The organism is Shewanella sp. FeAMO, assembly GCF_053653955.1.
Genome location: NZ_CM132201.1, coordinates 3,539,084 through 3,554,108, shown reverse-complemented (window position 1 = coordinate 3,554,108; position 15,025 = coordinate 3,539,084). Strand labels below are relative to the sequence as shown.

Genomic DNA, 15,025 nt, shown 5'->3' with positions numbered 1-15,025 from the left:
TCTTGAGGCCGGAATGCCTGCGGCATTCCGGCCATTTCTTTCTCTGTAGAGGGAGTTTCGATGACACTCAATCCATTACAAGTTTCGCCGGCAATCAGTCAATTTCAGGCTGGTCAATGGGTTCCCGGAGAGCTGCGGCTCATTTGTGTCGCTCGCTGGCAGGAAACCCCGGATGTGGTGAGTTTTCGTTTTAAAGCGGCTCAACCGCTGTCTTTTCATTTCAAGCCCGGGCAGTTTGTGGCATTGCAATTGGAGATTGCCGGTGAGGAGTATCGCCGCTGTTATACCATCTCCTCTTCGCCATCTCGGCCCAACTCATTGATGTTGACCATCAAGAGGGTCGAAGGCGGCAAAATTTCCAACTACCTTATCGATAATCTTAAGCCGGGTCACAGCCTGATGGCTTCCGGGCCTTACGGCCAGTTTAACCTTATCGATATACCGGCCGAGCGCTATCTGTTTTTAAGCGCCGGTTGTGGCATCACGCCGATGTTTTCCATGAGTCGTTTTCTGACCGACAGCTATCTTGACAGCGATATCGCCTTTATTCACTGTGCCAGAAGCGAGCAGGATCTCATCTTCCGAGGCAGTTTGCGGGCCATGAACAGCCGTCACGATAACTTTAAGCTGGGCTATCTGCTGGAGCAGGGAGGTGAGACAGCCTCAGTCTCCGGGGACCTTGCCGAGTGCCCTATGTTACCGGGACGCCTGAGCTTGGCGGCACTGGAACAACTTGTGCCGGATTATCGCCAGCGCACCGTGTATGTCTGTGGCCCCGAGGCTTATATGACGGCCACAGAGGAGATGCTGGCGCAAGCAGACTTCGATATGACGCGCTTTCACAAGGAAAGCTTTGCTGAAAATACCTCGGCGCCCGCGGGTGACGGTTCGGCCAATTATCGCTTGAGTGTTGCCGGCCTTGAGCTCAGCATCAATGGCGATCAGACCCTGCTCGAAGCGCTGGAGTCTGAAGGTTTGCCCATTATTGCCGCCTGTCGCAGCGGCGTTTGTGGCTCCTGTAAGTGCCGGGTTGTCTCCGGTGAGGTGGAAAGCAGCAGCCAACAGACGCTCAACCAGGATGAGATTGACTCAGGTATGGTGCTGGCGTGCTCCAGCCGGGTGAAGAGTGATATTCAACTGGAAACCGGCCCCTTCTAATTCTGTTTCCGGCATTGCAGAAGTGGCGATCTCACAGTATGGTTAAAGCAGGGCAAGAGCTTTGGGCCCTGCATTCCAGATGTTGGCCGGAGACAGACTATGACCAGCTTACCCTCAGAAGCATTTGCCAGTGAAGATCGCAGCATGGGCCATTTTTTATATGCGCTTATGTGTGCCTTTCCGTTGTTTTTCCTGCCTGTGCTCCTGAGCCTGTTGATTAACTTAAGCCAAAGGCAGGTTGCACCTCTGTCGCTGCTGGGCTCTCACTTGCGCTGGCAAAGGCGCAGTATTATGGGTTTGGCACTGTTACTGGCTATGGGCTACTGGGTCAATCCGCTGTGGCTCAGCCTCAGCTTGTGCGCCCTGGGGGTTATCTGGTTCAGTTACCGGATCTTCAAGGGCTGGCTCAGCCTCACAGATGGACAAGCCATGTAGCTCTTGTCTGCTACCAGGGAAGCGGTCAGCCTGATCGCAAGGAAATATGACGGACTATCAACTCTTCTGTGTGCTGGCGGCGCTGGCACTGATTATCTCGCTGTTATCCAGTCGTTTTCACTCACTGCAGGAAACCATTGCCATCACAGGCTTGGCCATGCTCCTTAGCCTGATTATCCTGGTGGTGGGTAAGTGGTTTGAGCTGGATATCCATATCAAAACCATTTCAGTATTGCAGCGGCTCGACTTTAAGGCGCTGCTGCTGAACGGTATGTTGGGTTTTCTGCTCTTCGCCGGTGCGCTGCAGATAAGGCTCAAGGTGCTGGCAAGCCAGAAATGGGAAATTCTCTGTCTGGCTCTGCTTGGTACTGTGATTTCCACTCTGACGGTGGCGGCGCTTTGTTTCTATTTGATGCCGCTGCTGGGGCTGGCGCTACCCTGGAGTTATTGTTTGTTGTTCGGGGCCTTGATATCACCAACCGATCCGATAGCGGTTTTGGCCATCTTGAAAAAACTCGGCGCGCCTGAGGATATTGCTATTCAGGTTGAGGGTGAGTCGCTGTTCAATGATGGCATTGGCCTGGTGCTGTTTGTTGCTGTCTCGCAGCTGGCTTTTTCCGCCGAGGTTCTGAGCCTGGCCGATGTCGGCGCGCTGTTTTTCCATGAGGCCGTTGGTGGCATTGCCTATGGCCTGGCGCTGGCCTTTGCGCTGCATCAACTGATGAAACTCACGGATGAAGAAACCCAGAGACTCTTGATTACCTTGGTGGTGCCGACCGCAGGTTATGTGATGGCAGAAAAGCTCTCGGTGTCCGGCCCTCTGGCCATGGTGGCCGCAGGAATCGTGCTGGGGAATTTCACCGTGCCAAAATGCTTTGGGGTCACGGGGAGAATATTGCTGCAAAGGTTCTGGGGCCTGCTTGAACACTTCTTCAATTCGCTCTTGTTCCTGCTATTGGGACTCCTGTTACTGTTGACCCATCTGGATATGCAACTCTGGTGGTTTGTGCTGCTGAGTATCCCTGTGGTGTTGTTGGGAAGATGTGTCAGCGTGTACTTACCTTATCTGGGGTTCCGGCGTATGCGGCAATACAGCCAAGGCGCGGAGGGGATCCTGATCTGGGGCGGGCTCAAGGGCGGCCTGGCGCTGGCTATGGCCATGAGTATTCCGGCTGGGATAGTGCTGACCCCCGAGCTGGAGCTCAGGGATCTCTTGCTGGTAATGACCTATGCCGTGGTGGTCTTTTCTATCATGGTGCAGGGCTCAACGGTTTCCCGTTTGATCCGCCGCAGCCGCGAGGCGGCAGAGGCCGGTAAAGCCGCTGCCGAATCGACTCAGGCTGCCTGATACAGTTTGGCGATTAAGCCTGCATGTTGCTGTGCATGACGAACATCGGCTGCGATGATTAAACCATCTACGCCCAACGCCTTGATAGCCAAGGCCTGAGCAGTCAGTGTTTGCTCACTGCTGCTTGGGTTGAGGCACAGACTTGGATTTACCAATAGCGGCAGGTGGCTCTGGGTTTTTAGTTCCACCAGGGCGGCGAGATCCAACACAAGTTGTTCTGGTTGATTCAATCCACTGACCCCCGCATCACAGAGGATCAACTGCTGATTCCCGGCGGCGAGCAGGGTATCTGCGCTGGTCAGCCAATCCTGTTGGCTGGCCATGGGATTACGCTCCAATATCACCGGCAGGTTCTGTCCGCCAAGCGCATTGAGCAGTTCTGTGTTGTACATCTGTTTACCGCTGAGCAGCAGCATGTCGGCCGCGGTCTGAGCCAGAGCCAGATCTTCTGCATGCTCCAAGGCAACAATGCTCTGCAGCCCGGCTTGGTTTAACAGGCTCTGCAACTTGGGCAGTTGCTGTTTGGCATTGGGTTGGCGTGTCAGCGTGCTGAGAACCACCCCTTGAAATCCCGCTTCCCTGAGGGCCTTGGCGCTTGGGGCAAAGCTGGCTGCATCTATGGGGAGGTTCAGTTGCGCCAAGGCGGCGAACTGGCCTTGCCCCAGTTTGAGCTGGCCGCAACTAATTTCTGTGCTTGCCGGTTTATAGTGGCGGGAATGTCTCTGGGGTGACGGTTTGGCGCTGTCCTGCCTGGAACTCTCAGGTTCAATCAGCAGTTGGCTGTGACTCAGCTGGGTTGGCTCGACCGTCTCACAAGGGTAACAGCCAAGTACCTTGATAAAGCGGGTGAGCCGCTCAAGCTCGGCAAGTGCTTGCTGCATAGCTATGGATGCCAGATTGGCATCGACATCCAGATAAAACATCTCTTCCCAAGGCGTGCCCGGGATAGGGCGTGACTCCAGCTTACTCATATTGAGGTTGTGATCTTTAAGGATCAGCAAGGCTTCCACCAAGGCGCCTGGCTTCTGACCGGTGGCCATAATCAGAGTGGTCTTGGCCGGCAGTTGCTCCGGCACTTCTATCGCCTTGCGGGCCACTACGATAAAGCGGCTCTGGTTGATTTTTTGATTGGCCAGTTCCTGCTCCAGAGGTTCCAACTGGTAGAGGGCGCCGCCTTCACTGGAGCCAATAGCGGCCACAGTGTTATCGCCCTGGAGAACTTTTTCCATTGCTTCGGCGCTGCTGGCACAATATTCCAGACGAAAGTCGGGATGGCGGCTCAGGTAGCGGCTACATTGGCTGATGGGTTGGGGGTGGGCGTAGACGGTTTTGATATCCGCAAGTTTGCTTCCCGCTTTGGCCAGCAGACAGTGGCCCACTTCTATGGTGGTTTCACCCACAATAGCCAGGCTGGTGTGCTGCAACACATCGTAGACTTCGTTGATGGAGCCGGATGAGGTGTTCTCTATCGGCAGAAAACCATAGTCGGCATGGCCGGACTCGACGGCCTGCACTATATCATCGAAGTTCTGGCAACCCAGATCCTGCATCTCTACCTGACGGCGTTGACAGTAGCGGCTGGCGGCCAGGTAGGAATATGAGCCTCTGGCGCCCAAATAGGCGATGCAGTATTGCTGCTTCTGGGTTTCGGGATTGGCTCTGCCCTGGAGGTAGGCCTGCTGGTTCAGTACAGAATCTTCAATAATGGCCTGGTACAGACTGATGACATAGTGGGCATCCAGCCCCTGTTCCCGCCCTTGGCGAACCAGCCTGGCCAAAAGTTCTTTTTCTCTCTGGGTATCACGGATAGGGCGAATATCTACCTCTTTGCTGCGGGCGACTTCCAGGCTGAGTTGTCGGCGTTTGGCCAACAGCGCCAGCAGATCCCTGTCCAGGGTAGTGATGTCATCCCTTATTCGCTCCAGCGACGGTACTTTGTTCATTCTGACCTCTAAACCAGTAATACTCAGTGCATGATACAGACAAAAAAGCCTCCCGGGTGGGAGGCTTGGCAATTTTCATTTTCGTTTTTACACGTCAGGGCCGCCTCCGGGAATGAGGTGTAAAAAAGAAAATAAAAAACGAGCGATTGAGGTATTTCATGGCATTTAAGCTAAAACTATCCCCTTGGGCTGTCAATCAAAAAATCTTTGGATTCAGCAATGAAAAGCGCACCCGGAGGTGCGCTGGTTAGTGGGAGATTGAAATATCAAGCTGCGTAATCCTCCTTGTAATCATATTCGAACTCAGGTTCGGTGGCTTCGGTTTCCAAGGCACCACGCTGAGCTGTGGGTTTGTGGGTCAGGCGATTGAGCTGTTTTTCCAGCTTTTGTCCCATTGCATTTATGGCTGCGTAGAGATTTTCATGTTTCGCCTGGGCAAAAAGTTGTCCGTTGGCCAGTTTAATTGATGCTTCTATTTTAAAGAGTGGCCCTTCTGTGAGGATGATGACATGGGGATTAATCAACTGGGTATCGTAACGGTTCAGTTTGGCAAGGCGGCTCTCAACACGTTCACGGATAGCGGCTGTGACTTCAAATTGCTTGCTGGTGATCTTTAGCATATTGTCAAACCCTCTGTTGTTTCCTTGACTTCAGACTAACAATACCTGAGGTTAAAAATGTGATCTAGATCAATATTTTTGGCGAGTCAGAGAGCGTTTGTCACTTATTTGATCACTTAGACAAGTTTGGATAATTTTGCCCTAAAAAGCCTTGAACCCTTGTCAATAAAGGGTCATATTCGATGAGATCACTGAGTATCAGTCCTTTCCGATTGCCTCCTTCCCTCGCTTTAAATATCATCATGTTTGTCATCTACAACTCTTTACCCTTATGCCGTTCGGGCCAAAACGGGTGATAACAGGAAGTACTTTATGAATAACAACGAAGTTAAAGTGAAGGTCTGGGATATACCTGTGCGGGTGTTTCATTGGGGTATGCTGTTGCTCCTGGCCGGGCTATGGTGGAGCGCCGATCAGGGGGAGATGAGTTATCACCAGTTGTTTGCCTATAGTTTGATGATCTTGCTGGTGGTGCGGCTTATTTGGGGCTTTATCGGCAGCGACACAGCCCGTTTCAGCCACTTTGTCCGTCATCCCCGCCAGGCATTGGATTATCTTGCCAAGATGAGGGCCAAGCAGGCTCCTCATTCTTTAGGGCATAACCCTCTTGGGGGTTATATGGTGGTGCTATTGCTGGTAATCATCAGTCTGCAATTGGTGTCGGGTTTGTTTGCCACAGATGAGATATTTACCGAAGGGCCCTTGGTCTCCTATGTCAGCGGTGAAACCGCCAGTTGGTTTACCTGGTTACACAAGAAGAATTTCGATCTTTTATTGATCCTTGCCGGTATTCATGTGGCCGCCGTCTTGTTGCACCGCTTCAAAGGTGAAAAGCTGGTGGGGGCCATGTTCAGTGGCTATAAGCGCTTACCTGCTGCAGAAGCACAGCAGCCCAGATTTGCGTCTCTGATGTTGGCACTGGTGCTTTTGTTGGTGGTTGCCGTGCCTGTGGTGCACTTCTTGATGATGCCCGTGATCGGCATGTTGTAAGTTTCCAAGCATTAAAAAAGCCTGCTCAATGCAGGCTTTTTTAATGGAATCAACGAAAGAGCTTAGTCTTTCTTGTAGACGTCGTGGCAGCCTTTGCAGCTTTTGCCAACGGCACCGAAGGCTTTTTTCAGCTCATTCTTGTCGCCACCTTTGGCTGCTATGGCCAGGGCATCGGCATTGGTTTGCAGTTCTTTGAACTTGGCTTCAAAGTCAGCCTTGTCAGCCCAAATCTTGGCCAGGGCTTCAGTATTACCCTTGTCTGAACCGTCGATAAAGCCTTCCAGTGGCAGTTTCGCCAGGGCGGCCACATTGGCTGCACGCATAGCTGCAACATCGGCGTCAAAGTCTTTCTTGCCTTTGAGCATGGCACCGATATCACCGAAGTTATAGGCCATCAGGCTGAAACCAGACTGACGGTACTGGATGGCATCATCGCTGCTTTCAAAGTTGTGGGCCTGAACAGCTGTAGCGCTAAGCGCCGCGGTGGCGGCTAACATCAGTAAGTATTTTTTCATTATCATTCTCACAAGTTTGTGCGTTAATGTGACATTGCTTGGCTATTGTACACATTTTGTGTGACAGAGGGAGTAGGCTTTTTCAGTTTACATGTAAAGTTTTGTCAGTAACTGGCTGCTAAAACACGACTTTTTTTCGCAGGAAAACGAGGCTATACTGTGTTCACGTACCATTACGTGAACACGAATGAGTTTATATGCGCCCAGATTGGATATCAGTACTGGATAAGGTGCTGGCCCATAACAATCCAGAAGATCTTAATTGCCTGTTTGAGCTGCTGCTGACCGATGATGAAAGGCATGCCATCGCCGGCCGTTTGAAGGTGTTTCAGGTATTGCTTGAAGGGGAGATGAGTCAAAGACAGATAGCTGCCGAATATGAGGTGAGCATTGCGACAATCACCCGTTGCTCCAACTATTTGAAGCATATGCCCGCAGCGCTGAAAGAAAAGATCCGCGCCTTGATCCTTTGAGTTACATCAGGGGCTGTCGCGGCAATTTGTGGCGGCGGTAGAGGTGACGCTGACTCAGAATATAGCTTCCCCAGGCACAAATGAGCAGCCCCAGCAGTTGGTACACTTCCTTATCTGCAAATCTCAACAGCAGCATGCCCGACAGTAACCAGAGGAAAGGCAATCCTGCATACAGGGGTTCGGGCCAAAATCCTCCCCGTCGCAGGCGTTTGGGATCGCTGCGTCTGTGACTCGAACGCAAGTTGTAAATCCAGGCCGCGGCCAATATAAGCAAAACGGAACCCAGGATCCCAAGTAGGGGATCGAGTAGATAGAGTGCCAGACTACCGGTAAAAAAATACAGATAGGGCAGACTCTCATAGACCATTCTGGACAAGATCACGGGGCATTCCTTCGCATCCAGGTTATCTATTGATTCTAGTCCAAAGCAGGAGCCCCAGCCTTGTTTTCCAAAGTGGCATAAACAAAGAGTCCGGCGTTGGCCGGACTCTCGATTGATATCAGTAGTAGGCGTCGGTGTGACTGGCTATCAACCGCGGCAGCCGCAACCACCGTTACCGTCACAACCTTCTTTCTTGGTGCCTTCTTCGGCATCTGAGCTACAGCAACCGCCATGCTCGTGATCATGACCGCCGCAGCATCCGCCGTGATCATGGCCGTGACTACCGCAACCGCCATGGGCGTGGATATGGCCGTGGGCGACCTCTTCGGCCGTCGCTTCACGCACGTCCATCACTTCCACATTAAAGGTCAGTGATTGGCCAGCCAGAGGGTGGTTGCCATCAACGATAACACTGTTGTCCAGTACTTCGGTCACTTGTACCGGGCGCTGGCCCATTTCAGTTTCGGCGATAAAGCGCATGCCTGGTACTATGTCCTGGATATCGCCAAAGGCTTCCAGAGGAACTTCCTGACGCAGACCATCGTGGTATGGGCCATAGGCTTCTTCGGCTTCTATGGTCACTTCCAGCGTATCGCCTTTGCCTTTGCCTTCCAGTGCTTTTTCAAGTCCCGGGATCAGGTTTTCCATACCGTGGAGGTAGACCATAGGATCTGCCTCAAAAGAACTTTCTATCAACTGACCCTTGGCGTCAGTCAGGCGGTAGTGAATGGTAACCGCGCTGTGTTGGGTGATTTGCATATCGCCTCCCGTTCAGAATGTGGCCGCATGATAACGTGCTTTTTCCGCGCTGGCGATATCCGAGCGTTGCTTATGCCAACTGTTGCACAGAGTTTTGTCACCATGATGACATTTTGGGTTGGAAAGGCACTAAAAAAGCCATTATTTTTCAAACGTCTTTCCAAAAATCTTGACTTGAGTGTTTTTGAACCCTGTAGGCTTTCATCTTGGTGTGCTCGACGGTTCCTGCTTGGCTGATACTCAGCTTTTATTCAATACACTTTACGTCAAGGTTAATTACAATGAGGAGATTTCGTTGATGCTTATCCAGTTAAAAACAGACTTTGGTGAGGCTTATTCAATGAGATTGCCATTTCATTAAAATTTTCATGAAAACGCCCCTTGACAAGGGCTACAAAAAAAAGCAATCCTGTTTGCATTGCTGTCATTCTCGGGCTCAACTCCTGAATGAACCGGCCTGAACACAAGAGAACGAAACGAGTATAGAAACCCTATGTATCAGCTAAGCTCAGTTGTAATTACCACCATTACAACCACCACCATTACCAGTGTGGGGGCGGGCTGACTATACCCTGAAGAATTGCAAACAAGAAGCCCGCTCCCACCAAGGAGCGGGCTTTTTTGTTTCCTGGGCGGGCGCGGTATTTAAAGGAGAGATAGATGAAAGTAATGAAGTTCGGCGGTACCTCGCTGGCAAACTGGCAAAGGTTTGAAATGGCAGCAGAAATAGTTCTGACCAGTGCCAGAGAAGACCAAGTGGCCACAGTGCTGTCGGCTCCGGCAACCGTAACCAACAATCTGTTGGCCATGGTTGATATGGTATTGGCAAAGGGGGATGTCGACGAGGCCCTTGCCAAGGTGGCTGAGGTATTTGAAGCCTTGTATGCCGATGCATCTGTATCTCTCGCAGAGGAAGCCGGACAGCAGCTGAAGAAGGTATTGGCGCAGCAACTGGCGAGTTGGCAGGCAAAATTGGCTGGGGTTCAGCTTCTGGGGGAGTGTCCTGACAGTGTGCGGGCCGAGATCCTGGTAGCCGGGGAGCGACTCTCGGCAGCCTTGATGGTTGAAGTGCTCAAGGCCAAGGGAGTCAGTGCCGGTTTACTCGACCCGAGAGAATTATTCCTCGGCGTCGGTACACCTCTGGAGTCTGTGGTGGATATCGCTGTCAGTAAGCCCAGATTTGCGTTGCTTAAACTCGATGAGCAGAGAGTGTGGGTTATGCCCGGGTTTACCGCCGCCGGTGCCGATGGCAAGGTGGTGACTCTAGGACGCAATGGTTCGGATTATTCGGCCGCAGTTCTGGCAGCCTGTCTGGATGCCGACAGCTGCGAAATCTGGACAGATGTCGATGGGGTCTACAATACCGACCCCCGGGTGGTTGCCGATGCCAAGCTGCTCTCCCAGCTCAGTTACCAGGAGGCGATGGAGCTCTCCTACTTTGGCGCCAAGGTACTGCACCCCAAGACCATTTCACCCATAGCCCAGTTCCAAATCCCTTGCTACATCAAAAACAGTTTCAACCCCCAGGCGCCGGGTACTCTGGTATCCAATCTGCCGGATCAGACCGGGCTGCAGGTCAAGGCGATTTCCAATCTGGATAACCAAACCATGTTCAACGTCTCAGGCCCGGGAATGAAAGGCATGGTGGGCATGGCGTCGCGTATTCTGGAGTCCATCGCCAGAGCCAAGGTTTCGGTATCGCTGATCACTCAAAGCTCCAGTGAGTACAGCATCAGTTTCTGTGTGACCACTTTGGATGCCCCCAGAGTTAAGTGGGCGCTGGAGCAGGAGTTTGAACTTGAGCTCAAGAGTGAACTGTTGGAGCCGCTGGAGATGCGGGATCAACTGGCGATAGTGTCCCTGATAGGTGACGGTATGCGTACCCATAAGGGCGTGGCTGCGCGATTTTTCCAGGCTCTGGCCCAGGCTAGTGTCAATATCATCGCCATTGCCCAGGGCTCGTCCGAGCGCTCCATTTCGGCCGTGGTCGAGCAGCGCAAGACGCGTCATGCGGTGGCGGCCTGTCACCAGGGTTTTTTCGATGTGCAGCAGTATCTCGATGTCTTCCTGGTTGGCGCCGGCAATATAGGCGCAGGCTTGCTGGAGCAGATAAAACAGCAGGAAGCCATGCTCAAGGAGCAACATATCAGTATTCGGGTTTGCGCCATCGCCAACTCAGGCAAGATATTGCTCGATGCTGCCGGTATCTCCCTGGCCGATTGGCAATCAAGGCTCAACGACTCGTCCGTCGCCTTTGATCTGACACAGATGTTGGCCTGGGCCAAGGAACAGCAGTTGCTCAATCCCGTATTGCTGGATTGCACTTCTTCGGATGTCATTGCAGGCCGTTATCTGGATGTGATGAATGCCGGTTTGCACGTGGTGACACCCAACAAGAAGGCCAATACCCGTGAGTTGGCTTTTTACCGCGCGCTGCGGCAAACCGCGCTGGCTCAGCGGCGCCAGTTCCTTTATGAAACCAATGTCGGCGCCGGTTTACCGGTTATCGACAACCTGAAAAAGCTGCTGTTTGCCGGTGATAAGCTGCTGCGTTTCCAGGGGATACTCTCGGGTTCGCTGTCGTTTATCTTCGGTATGCTGGATGAGGGGATGAGCCTGTCACAGGCAACGGCCATAGCCCGGGAAAAGTGTTTCACTGAGCCGGACCCCAGGGACGATCTCAATGGTATGGATGTAGCGCGCAAGGTGTTGATTTTGGCACGGGAAGTGGGCTTGCCGCTGGAGCTGGATGATATTCAGGTGGAGTCTGTCTTACCGGATGACTTCGATGCATCAGGCGATGTAGCCCAGTTTATGGCGGCTCTGCCACAGCTGGATGCCGCCGTTGCCGAGCGAGTCGCTGCCGCCCATGCCAAGGGTAAACGCCTGCGTTATGTCGGCCAGATAGATGAGTCAGGTTGCAGGGTGCGTATCGCCGAAGTGGCGGCCGATGATCCCCTGTTCAGCGTCAAAGGCGGCGAGAATGCACTGGCTTTCTACAGCCGCTACTACCAGCCGATCCCCTTTGTACTCAGAGGCTATGGCGCCGGTACAGAAGTCACTGCCGCCGGGGTGTTTGCCGACTTGCTCAGAACCCTCAACTGGACTCGGGAGGTCAGCGCATGAGACAGTTTATTCCCGCCAATGCACCTGTGACTGTCTATGCGCCCGCCTCTATGGGAAATGTCGGTGTCGGCTTTGATTTGCTGGGCGCCGCACTGGCCCCCATTGATGGCAGTTTGCTGGGGGATACAGTTACAGTGGGCCCAGCGCCTTGCGGCGTTTCTCTGACTCAACTTGGCCCCTGGGCTCATAAGCTGCCACAGGAACCACAGCAGAATATTGTTTATCGCTGCGCCGAGTTTTTCCTAGGTGAGGCCGGGAGCAATCAAGGCGTTTCCTTGACCCTGTCCAAGAACCTGCCGGTAGGCAGCGGCCTTGGTTCCAGTGCCAGCTCAGTGGTGGCGGCGCTCTATGGTCTCAATGAATATTTCGGCCGTCCCTATGATGAGCAGGCCTTGCTGGGGTTGATGGGGCGTTTTGAAGGGGAGATCAGCGGTTCGGTGCACTATGACAACGTGGCGCCTTGCTACTTGGGTGGATTGCAACTGATGCTGGATTTACCCGGGCGCATCTGCGAGCCCTTGCCGGCCTTTGATTCCTGGTACTGGCTGGCGGCCTATCCTGGGATTTCATTATCGACGGCGGCCATGCGCGCCTTGATGCCGAACCAATACGACAAGGGAACCTGCATAGAATTTGGCCGCAATCTCAGCGCCTTTGTTCATGCCTGTTATCGCCAGGATGAGGCGCTGGCGTTGACTGTGTTGAAAGATGTGTTGGCCGAACCCTATCGGGCCGAGGCTATCCCCGGGTATCTGGCGGCGCGGCGCGGATTGTCTGAGCTGGGTATGTTGGCCACCGGGATTTCCGGCAGCGGCCCAACTCTGTTTTCCATCAGCGCCGATCTGGCCCGCGCCGAGCAGGCCAAACGCTACCTGGAACAACACTATTTAACCGAAGCGGGCGGCTTTGCTCACATCTGCCGCCTGGATATGCAAGGCACCCGGGTATTGTCCTGAAACGCATTTTCATCCAAAAAAGAATTTAAGGCATCAATATGGAACTCTATAACCTCAAGCACCCGGCACAGCGGGTAAGTTTTACTGAAGCGCTCAAGCTGGGTCTTGGCATGGATCGAGGGCTCTTTTTCCCGACCCGGATCCCGAAACTGGCAGATGTCGATGCCCTGTTGGCTCTGTCTTTTGTCGAGCGCAGCAAGCAGATACTCGGTGCCTGGCTCGCCGATGAACTGGGACAGGACTGTGTCGACAAGCTGGTGGAGAAGGCGTTTAATTTCCCTCTGCCGCTGGTGCAGGTGGACGAGCAGCGCAGTTGTCTGGAGCTGTTTCATGGGCCAACCTTGGCTTTTAAAGACTTCGGTGCCCGTTTTATGGCTCAGTGTCTCAACCAGCTTGGCGGCTCAGAACCGCTGACCATTTTGACCGCGACCTCGGGGGATACAGGCGCGGCGGTGGCTGATGCCTTCTTTGGCCTGGATAAGGTGCGGGTGATGGTGCTCTATCCCAAAGGCAAGATCAGTGAGTTGCAGGAGAAGATGTTTGCCACTCTGGGCGGCAATATTCACACAGTTGCGGTCGAAGCCGACTTCGATGCCTGTCAGCACTTGGTCAAGCAAGCCTTTGAAGACAGTGATATTCGTGACGGTTTGCACCTGAATTCGGCCAACTCCATCAACATCAGCCGCTTGTTGGCGCAGATCTGTTATTACTTTGAAGCGGTCGCCCAGCATAGAAAGCAGCATCAATCGGCGCCGGTTGTCAGTGTCCCCAGTGGTAACTTCGGTAACCTGACCGCGGGTCTGCTGGCCAAAGCCATGGGATTGCCCATCAAGCGTTTTGTGGCGGCCACCAACAGCAATGATACCGTACCGCGCTATTTGAGTTTTGGTGATTGGGCGCCGCGGCAAACTGTTGCGACCATGTCCAACGCCATGGATGTGTCCGAGCCGAGCAACTGGCCCAGAGTGGAAGCGATTTTTGCCGAGATGAAATGGCCGCTGTCTGACTTGTCAGGCTTGGCGCTTTCCGAGGGGCAAACCCGTCAGGCCATGTTAGCGCTTGAGCAGACAGGTTATCTGGCAGAGCCCCATGCAGCGGTGGCCGCCGAGGCACTGCGTTTGTCTCTGCAGGATGAAGAGCAGGGGATTTTTCTGGCGACGGCACATCCGGCCAAATTCAAGGATGTGGTCGACCGCGAGTTGAACACCAGTCTGCCACTGCCACAGGCATTGCAAAGGGTGGCTGATAAGCCGCTGCTGTCGGCTGTTCTGCCGGCCGATTTTGATAGTCTTAAACAGCACATGTTTGCGGTGTTGAACTAAGACCTTGGTTCAGCTCTTGGAGGTCGATAGGGCTGCCAAGGATTGAATTTAGTGCAGTAATTATCCCAAAAGCCGCATCATTTGCGGCTTTTTACTGGGGCAGTTAGGAGATTGAATCGACGGAGAGCGAATAGATGGTTTAGCGGCTAAGGCTGTTCAGCCAGGTAATTTCTTCGGGCCAGATCTCCGGGCGTATGGTTTCCAATATCAAGGGTATCCCCTTGGTGGCTGGGTGGCCGAGAATATACTCGAAAGCGGTTTTGCCTATTTCGCCCATGCCCAGGGAGTCGTGGCGATCGACCCGGCTGCCGAGTCCCGTCTTGCTGTCGTTGAGGTGCATGCCCTTGAGGTATTGAAAGCCCACTATGCGGCCAAAGGCGTCAAAGCTTTCCCGGCAGCTTTCCTGAGTGCGAATGTCGTAACCCGCGGCAAACATATGGGCGGTATCCAGGCAAACACCGACTCTGGATTTATCCTCAACCCCGTCAATGATCTGTGCCAGTTGTTCAAAGCTGTGTCCCAGGTTGGAGCCTTGTCCCGCGGTATTTTCGATGACGGCACAGACGCCATCACAAGCTGCCAATGCCAGGTTGATTGAATCGCTGATGTTACGCAGACAGTGGTTTTCACTTATCTGTCGCAAGTGGCTGCCTGGATGAAAGTTCAGCAAGGTTAATCCTAACTGTTTGCAACGAAGCATCTCATCGACAAAGGCATCGCGGGATTTTTCCAGCAGCAAGGGATCCGGGTGTCCCAAGTTAATCAGATAGCTGTCGTGGGGCAGAATCGCCTCGGGTCTGAACCCCAATTTTTGGCAGTTTTCCTGAAAGGCGGCGATGGACTGCTCGGTTAAAGGTGCTGCCTGCCAGCGACGTTGATTCTTGGTAAACAGTGCAAAGGCACTGGCCCCTATCTTGTGGGCATTGAGCGGAGCATTTTCCACACCACCCTGGGCGCTGACATGGGCACCAACCCACCTTTCCTGACTCGTCACCCAG

At 53.3% G+C, this 15,025-nt stretch carries 15 protein-coding genes and 2 other annotated features; of the genes, 8 read left to right on the top strand and 7 right to left on the bottom strand.

Annotated elements, in window-relative coordinates:
* Positions 1-60: 60 nt before the first annotated feature.
* The 3 genes from ACWAU4_RS15950 (at position 61) to ACWAU4_RS15940 (ending at position 2,941) form a co-directional block, all read left to right on the top strand.
* Positions 61-1,158, top strand: coding sequence for an FAD-binding oxidoreductase (locus tag ACWAU4_RS15950; RefSeq protein ID WP_208124977.1), 1,098 nt, complete (start codon positions 61-63; stop codon positions 1,156-1,158).
* A gap of 99 nt (positions 1,159-1,257) precedes the next feature.
* The gene (locus ACWAU4_RS15945; RefSeq protein ID WP_025010570.1) at positions 1,258-1,593 is read left to right on the top strand and encodes a hypothetical protein; all 336 of its coding nucleotides are present in this window, start codon (positions 1,258-1,260) and stop codon (positions 1,591-1,593) included.
* A 46-nt stretch (positions 1,594-1,639) separates the two neighbouring features.
* A complete protein-coding gene (locus ACWAU4_RS15940) occupies positions 1,640-2,941 on the top strand; it encodes a cation:proton antiporter (RefSeq protein ID WP_208124976.1) in 1,302 nt (433 codons plus the stop codon).
* Here the strand turns inward: ACWAU4_RS15940 and ACWAU4_RS15935 are convergent.
* Together ACWAU4_RS15935 and hpf are read right to left on the bottom strand one after the other, a co-directional pair.
* Positions 2,929-4,884, bottom strand: a complete 1,956-nt coding sequence (locus ACWAU4_RS15935) for a chorismate mutase (RefSeq protein WP_208124975.1) — start codon at positions 4,882-4,884, stop codon at positions 2,929-2,931. The genes ACWAU4_RS15940 and ACWAU4_RS15935 overlap by 13 nt on opposite strands.
* 38 nt (positions 4,885-4,922) lie before the next feature.
* Positions 4,923-5,042, bottom strand: a sequence feature (Phe leader region).
* A 108-nt stretch (positions 5,043-5,150) separates the two neighbouring features.
* A complete protein-coding gene (hpf, locus tag ACWAU4_RS15930) occupies positions 5,151-5,504 on the bottom strand; it encodes a ribosome hibernation-promoting factor, HPF/YfiA family (protein ID WP_054744341.1) in 354 nt (117 codons plus the stop codon).
* Positions 5,505-5,816: 312 nt separating this feature from the next.
* Here hpf and ACWAU4_RS15925 point away from each other — a divergent pair, with 312 nt between their 5' ends.
* The gene (locus ACWAU4_RS15925; RefSeq protein WP_025010574.1) at positions 5,817-6,494 is read left to right on the top strand and encodes a cytochrome b/b6 domain-containing protein; all 678 of its coding nucleotides are present in this window, start codon (positions 5,817-5,819) and stop codon (positions 6,492-6,494) included.
* 62 nt (positions 6,495-6,556) lie between these two features.
* Here ACWAU4_RS15925 and ACWAU4_RS15920 read toward each other — a convergent pair whose 3' ends face one another.
* Positions 6,557-7,009: a c-type cytochrome gene (locus ACWAU4_RS15920; protein WP_025010575.1), complete on the bottom strand. Its 453-nt coding sequence runs from the start codon at positions 7,007-7,009 to the stop codon at positions 6,557-6,559.
* Between the two features lie 197 nt (positions 7,010-7,206).
* Here ACWAU4_RS15920 and trpR point away from each other — a divergent pair, with 197 nt between their 5' ends.
* On the top strand, positions 7,207-7,482 hold the full coding sequence (trpR, locus tag ACWAU4_RS15915; protein ID WP_025010576.1) for a trp operon repressor: 276 nt from the start codon (positions 7,207-7,209) through the stop codon (positions 7,480-7,482).
* A gap of 1 nt (position 7,483) precedes the next feature.
* Here the strand turns inward: trpR and ACWAU4_RS15910 are convergent, their stop codons facing one another.
* From ACWAU4_RS15910 to ACWAU4_RS15900, 3 genes are all read right to left on the bottom strand, one after another.
* Positions 7,484-7,864 carry a hypothetical protein gene (locus ACWAU4_RS15910; RefSeq protein ID WP_025887196.1) on the bottom strand — a complete coding sequence of 127 codons (381 nt, stop codon included), beginning with the start codon at positions 7,862-7,864 and terminating at the stop codon, positions 7,484-7,486.
* Positions 7,865-8,011: 147 nt separating this feature from the next.
* Positions 8,012-8,623 (bottom strand): peptidylprolyl isomerase, encoded by a 612-nt coding sequence (slyD, locus tag ACWAU4_RS15905; RefSeq protein WP_025887197.1) that lies wholly within the window; start codon positions 8,621-8,623, stop codon positions 8,012-8,014.
* A gap of 302 nt (positions 8,624-8,925) precedes the next feature.
* A complete protein-coding gene (locus ACWAU4_RS15900) occupies positions 8,926-9,051 on the bottom strand; it encodes a hypothetical protein (protein WP_261381880.1) in 126 nt (41 codons plus the stop codon).
* Between the two features lie 77 nt (positions 9,052-9,128).
* Positions 9,129-9,249 (top strand) — a sequence feature (Thr leader region).
* A gap of 34 nt (positions 9,250-9,283) precedes the next feature.
* Here ACWAU4_RS15900 and thrA point away from each other — a divergent pair.
* Genes thrA through thrC form a run of 3 tightly spaced genes read left to right on the top strand, consistent with a single transcriptional unit; the run spans position 9,284 to position 14,027 of the window.
* Positions 9,284-11,749 carry a bifunctional aspartate kinase/homoserine dehydrogenase I gene (thrA, locus tag ACWAU4_RS15895; RefSeq protein ID WP_208124974.1) on the top strand — a complete coding sequence of 822 codons (2,466 nt, stop codon included), beginning with the start codon at positions 9,284-9,286 and terminating at the stop codon, positions 11,747-11,749.
* Complete coding sequence (gene thrB / locus ACWAU4_RS15890) at positions 11,746-12,705, top strand: homoserine kinase (RefSeq protein WP_096140801.1); 960 nt, start codon at positions 11,746-11,748, stop codon at positions 12,703-12,705. Before thrA ends, thrB begins: the two co-directional genes overlap by 4 nt.
* Positions 12,706-12,743: 38 nt before the next feature.
* On the top strand, positions 12,744-14,027 hold the full coding sequence (thrC, locus tag ACWAU4_RS15885; protein ID WP_208124973.1) for a threonine synthase: 1,284 nt from the start codon (positions 12,744-12,746) through the stop codon (positions 14,025-14,027).
* Between the two features lie 139 nt (positions 14,028-14,166).
* Here the strand turns inward: thrC and nfo are convergent, their stop codons facing one another.
* Positions 14,167-15,021 carry a deoxyribonuclease IV gene (gene nfo / locus ACWAU4_RS15880; RefSeq protein WP_144134841.1) on the bottom strand — a complete coding sequence of 285 codons (855 nt, stop codon included), beginning with the start codon at positions 15,019-15,021 and terminating at the stop codon, positions 14,167-14,169.
* Positions 15,022-15,025: the final 4 nt, after the last annotated feature.

Bases quoted from the DNA above. Each gene is read 5' to 3' on its own strand.
- ACWAU4_RS15935 (WP_208124975.1), bottom strand. From the start codon at position 4,884: ATGAACAAAGTACCGTCGCTGGAGCGAATAAGGGATGACATCACTACC.
- ACWAU4_RS15940 (WP_208124976.1), top strand. From the start codon at position 1,640: ATGACGGACTATCAACTCTTCTGTGTGCTGGCGGCGCTGGCACTGATT.
- slyD (WP_025887197.1), bottom strand. From the start codon at position 8,623: ATGCAAATCACCCAACACAGCGCGGTTACCATTCACTACCGCCTGACT.
- ACWAU4_RS15950 (WP_208124977.1), top strand. From the start codon at position 61: ATGACACTCAATCCATTACAAGTTTCGCCGGCAATCAGTCAATTTCAG.
- thrC (WP_208124973.1), top strand. From the start codon at position 12,744: ATGGAACTCTATAACCTCAAGCACCCGGCACAGCGGGTAAGTTTTACT.
- trpR (WP_025010576.1), top strand. From the start codon at position 7,207: ATGCGCCCAGATTGGATATCAGTACTGGATAAGGTGCTGGCCCATAAC.
- ACWAU4_RS15925 (WP_025010574.1), top strand. From the start codon at position 5,817: ATGAATAACAACGAAGTTAAAGTGAAGGTCTGGGATATACCTGTGCGG.
- ACWAU4_RS15900 (WP_261381880.1), bottom strand. From the start codon at position 9,051: ATGACAGCAATGCAAACAGGATTGCTTTTTTTTGTAGCCCTTGTCAAG.
- ACWAU4_RS15945 (WP_025010570.1), top strand. From the start codon at position 1,258: ATGACCAGCTTACCCTCAGAAGCATTTGCCAGTGAAGATCGCAGCATG.
- ACWAU4_RS15920 (WP_025010575.1), bottom strand. From the start codon at position 7,009: ATGAAAAAATACTTACTGATGTTAGCCGCCACCGCGGCGCTTAGCGCT.
- thrB (WP_096140801.1), top strand. From the start codon at position 11,746: ATGAGACAGTTTATTCCCGCCAATGCACCTGTGACTGTCTATGCGCCC.
- thrA (WP_208124974.1), top strand. From the start codon at position 9,284: ATGAAAGTAATGAAGTTCGGCGGTACCTCGCTGGCAAACTGGCAAAGG.
- hpf (WP_054744341.1), bottom strand. From the start codon at position 5,504: ATGCTAAAGATCACCAGCAAGCAATTTGAAGTCACAGCCGCTATCCGT.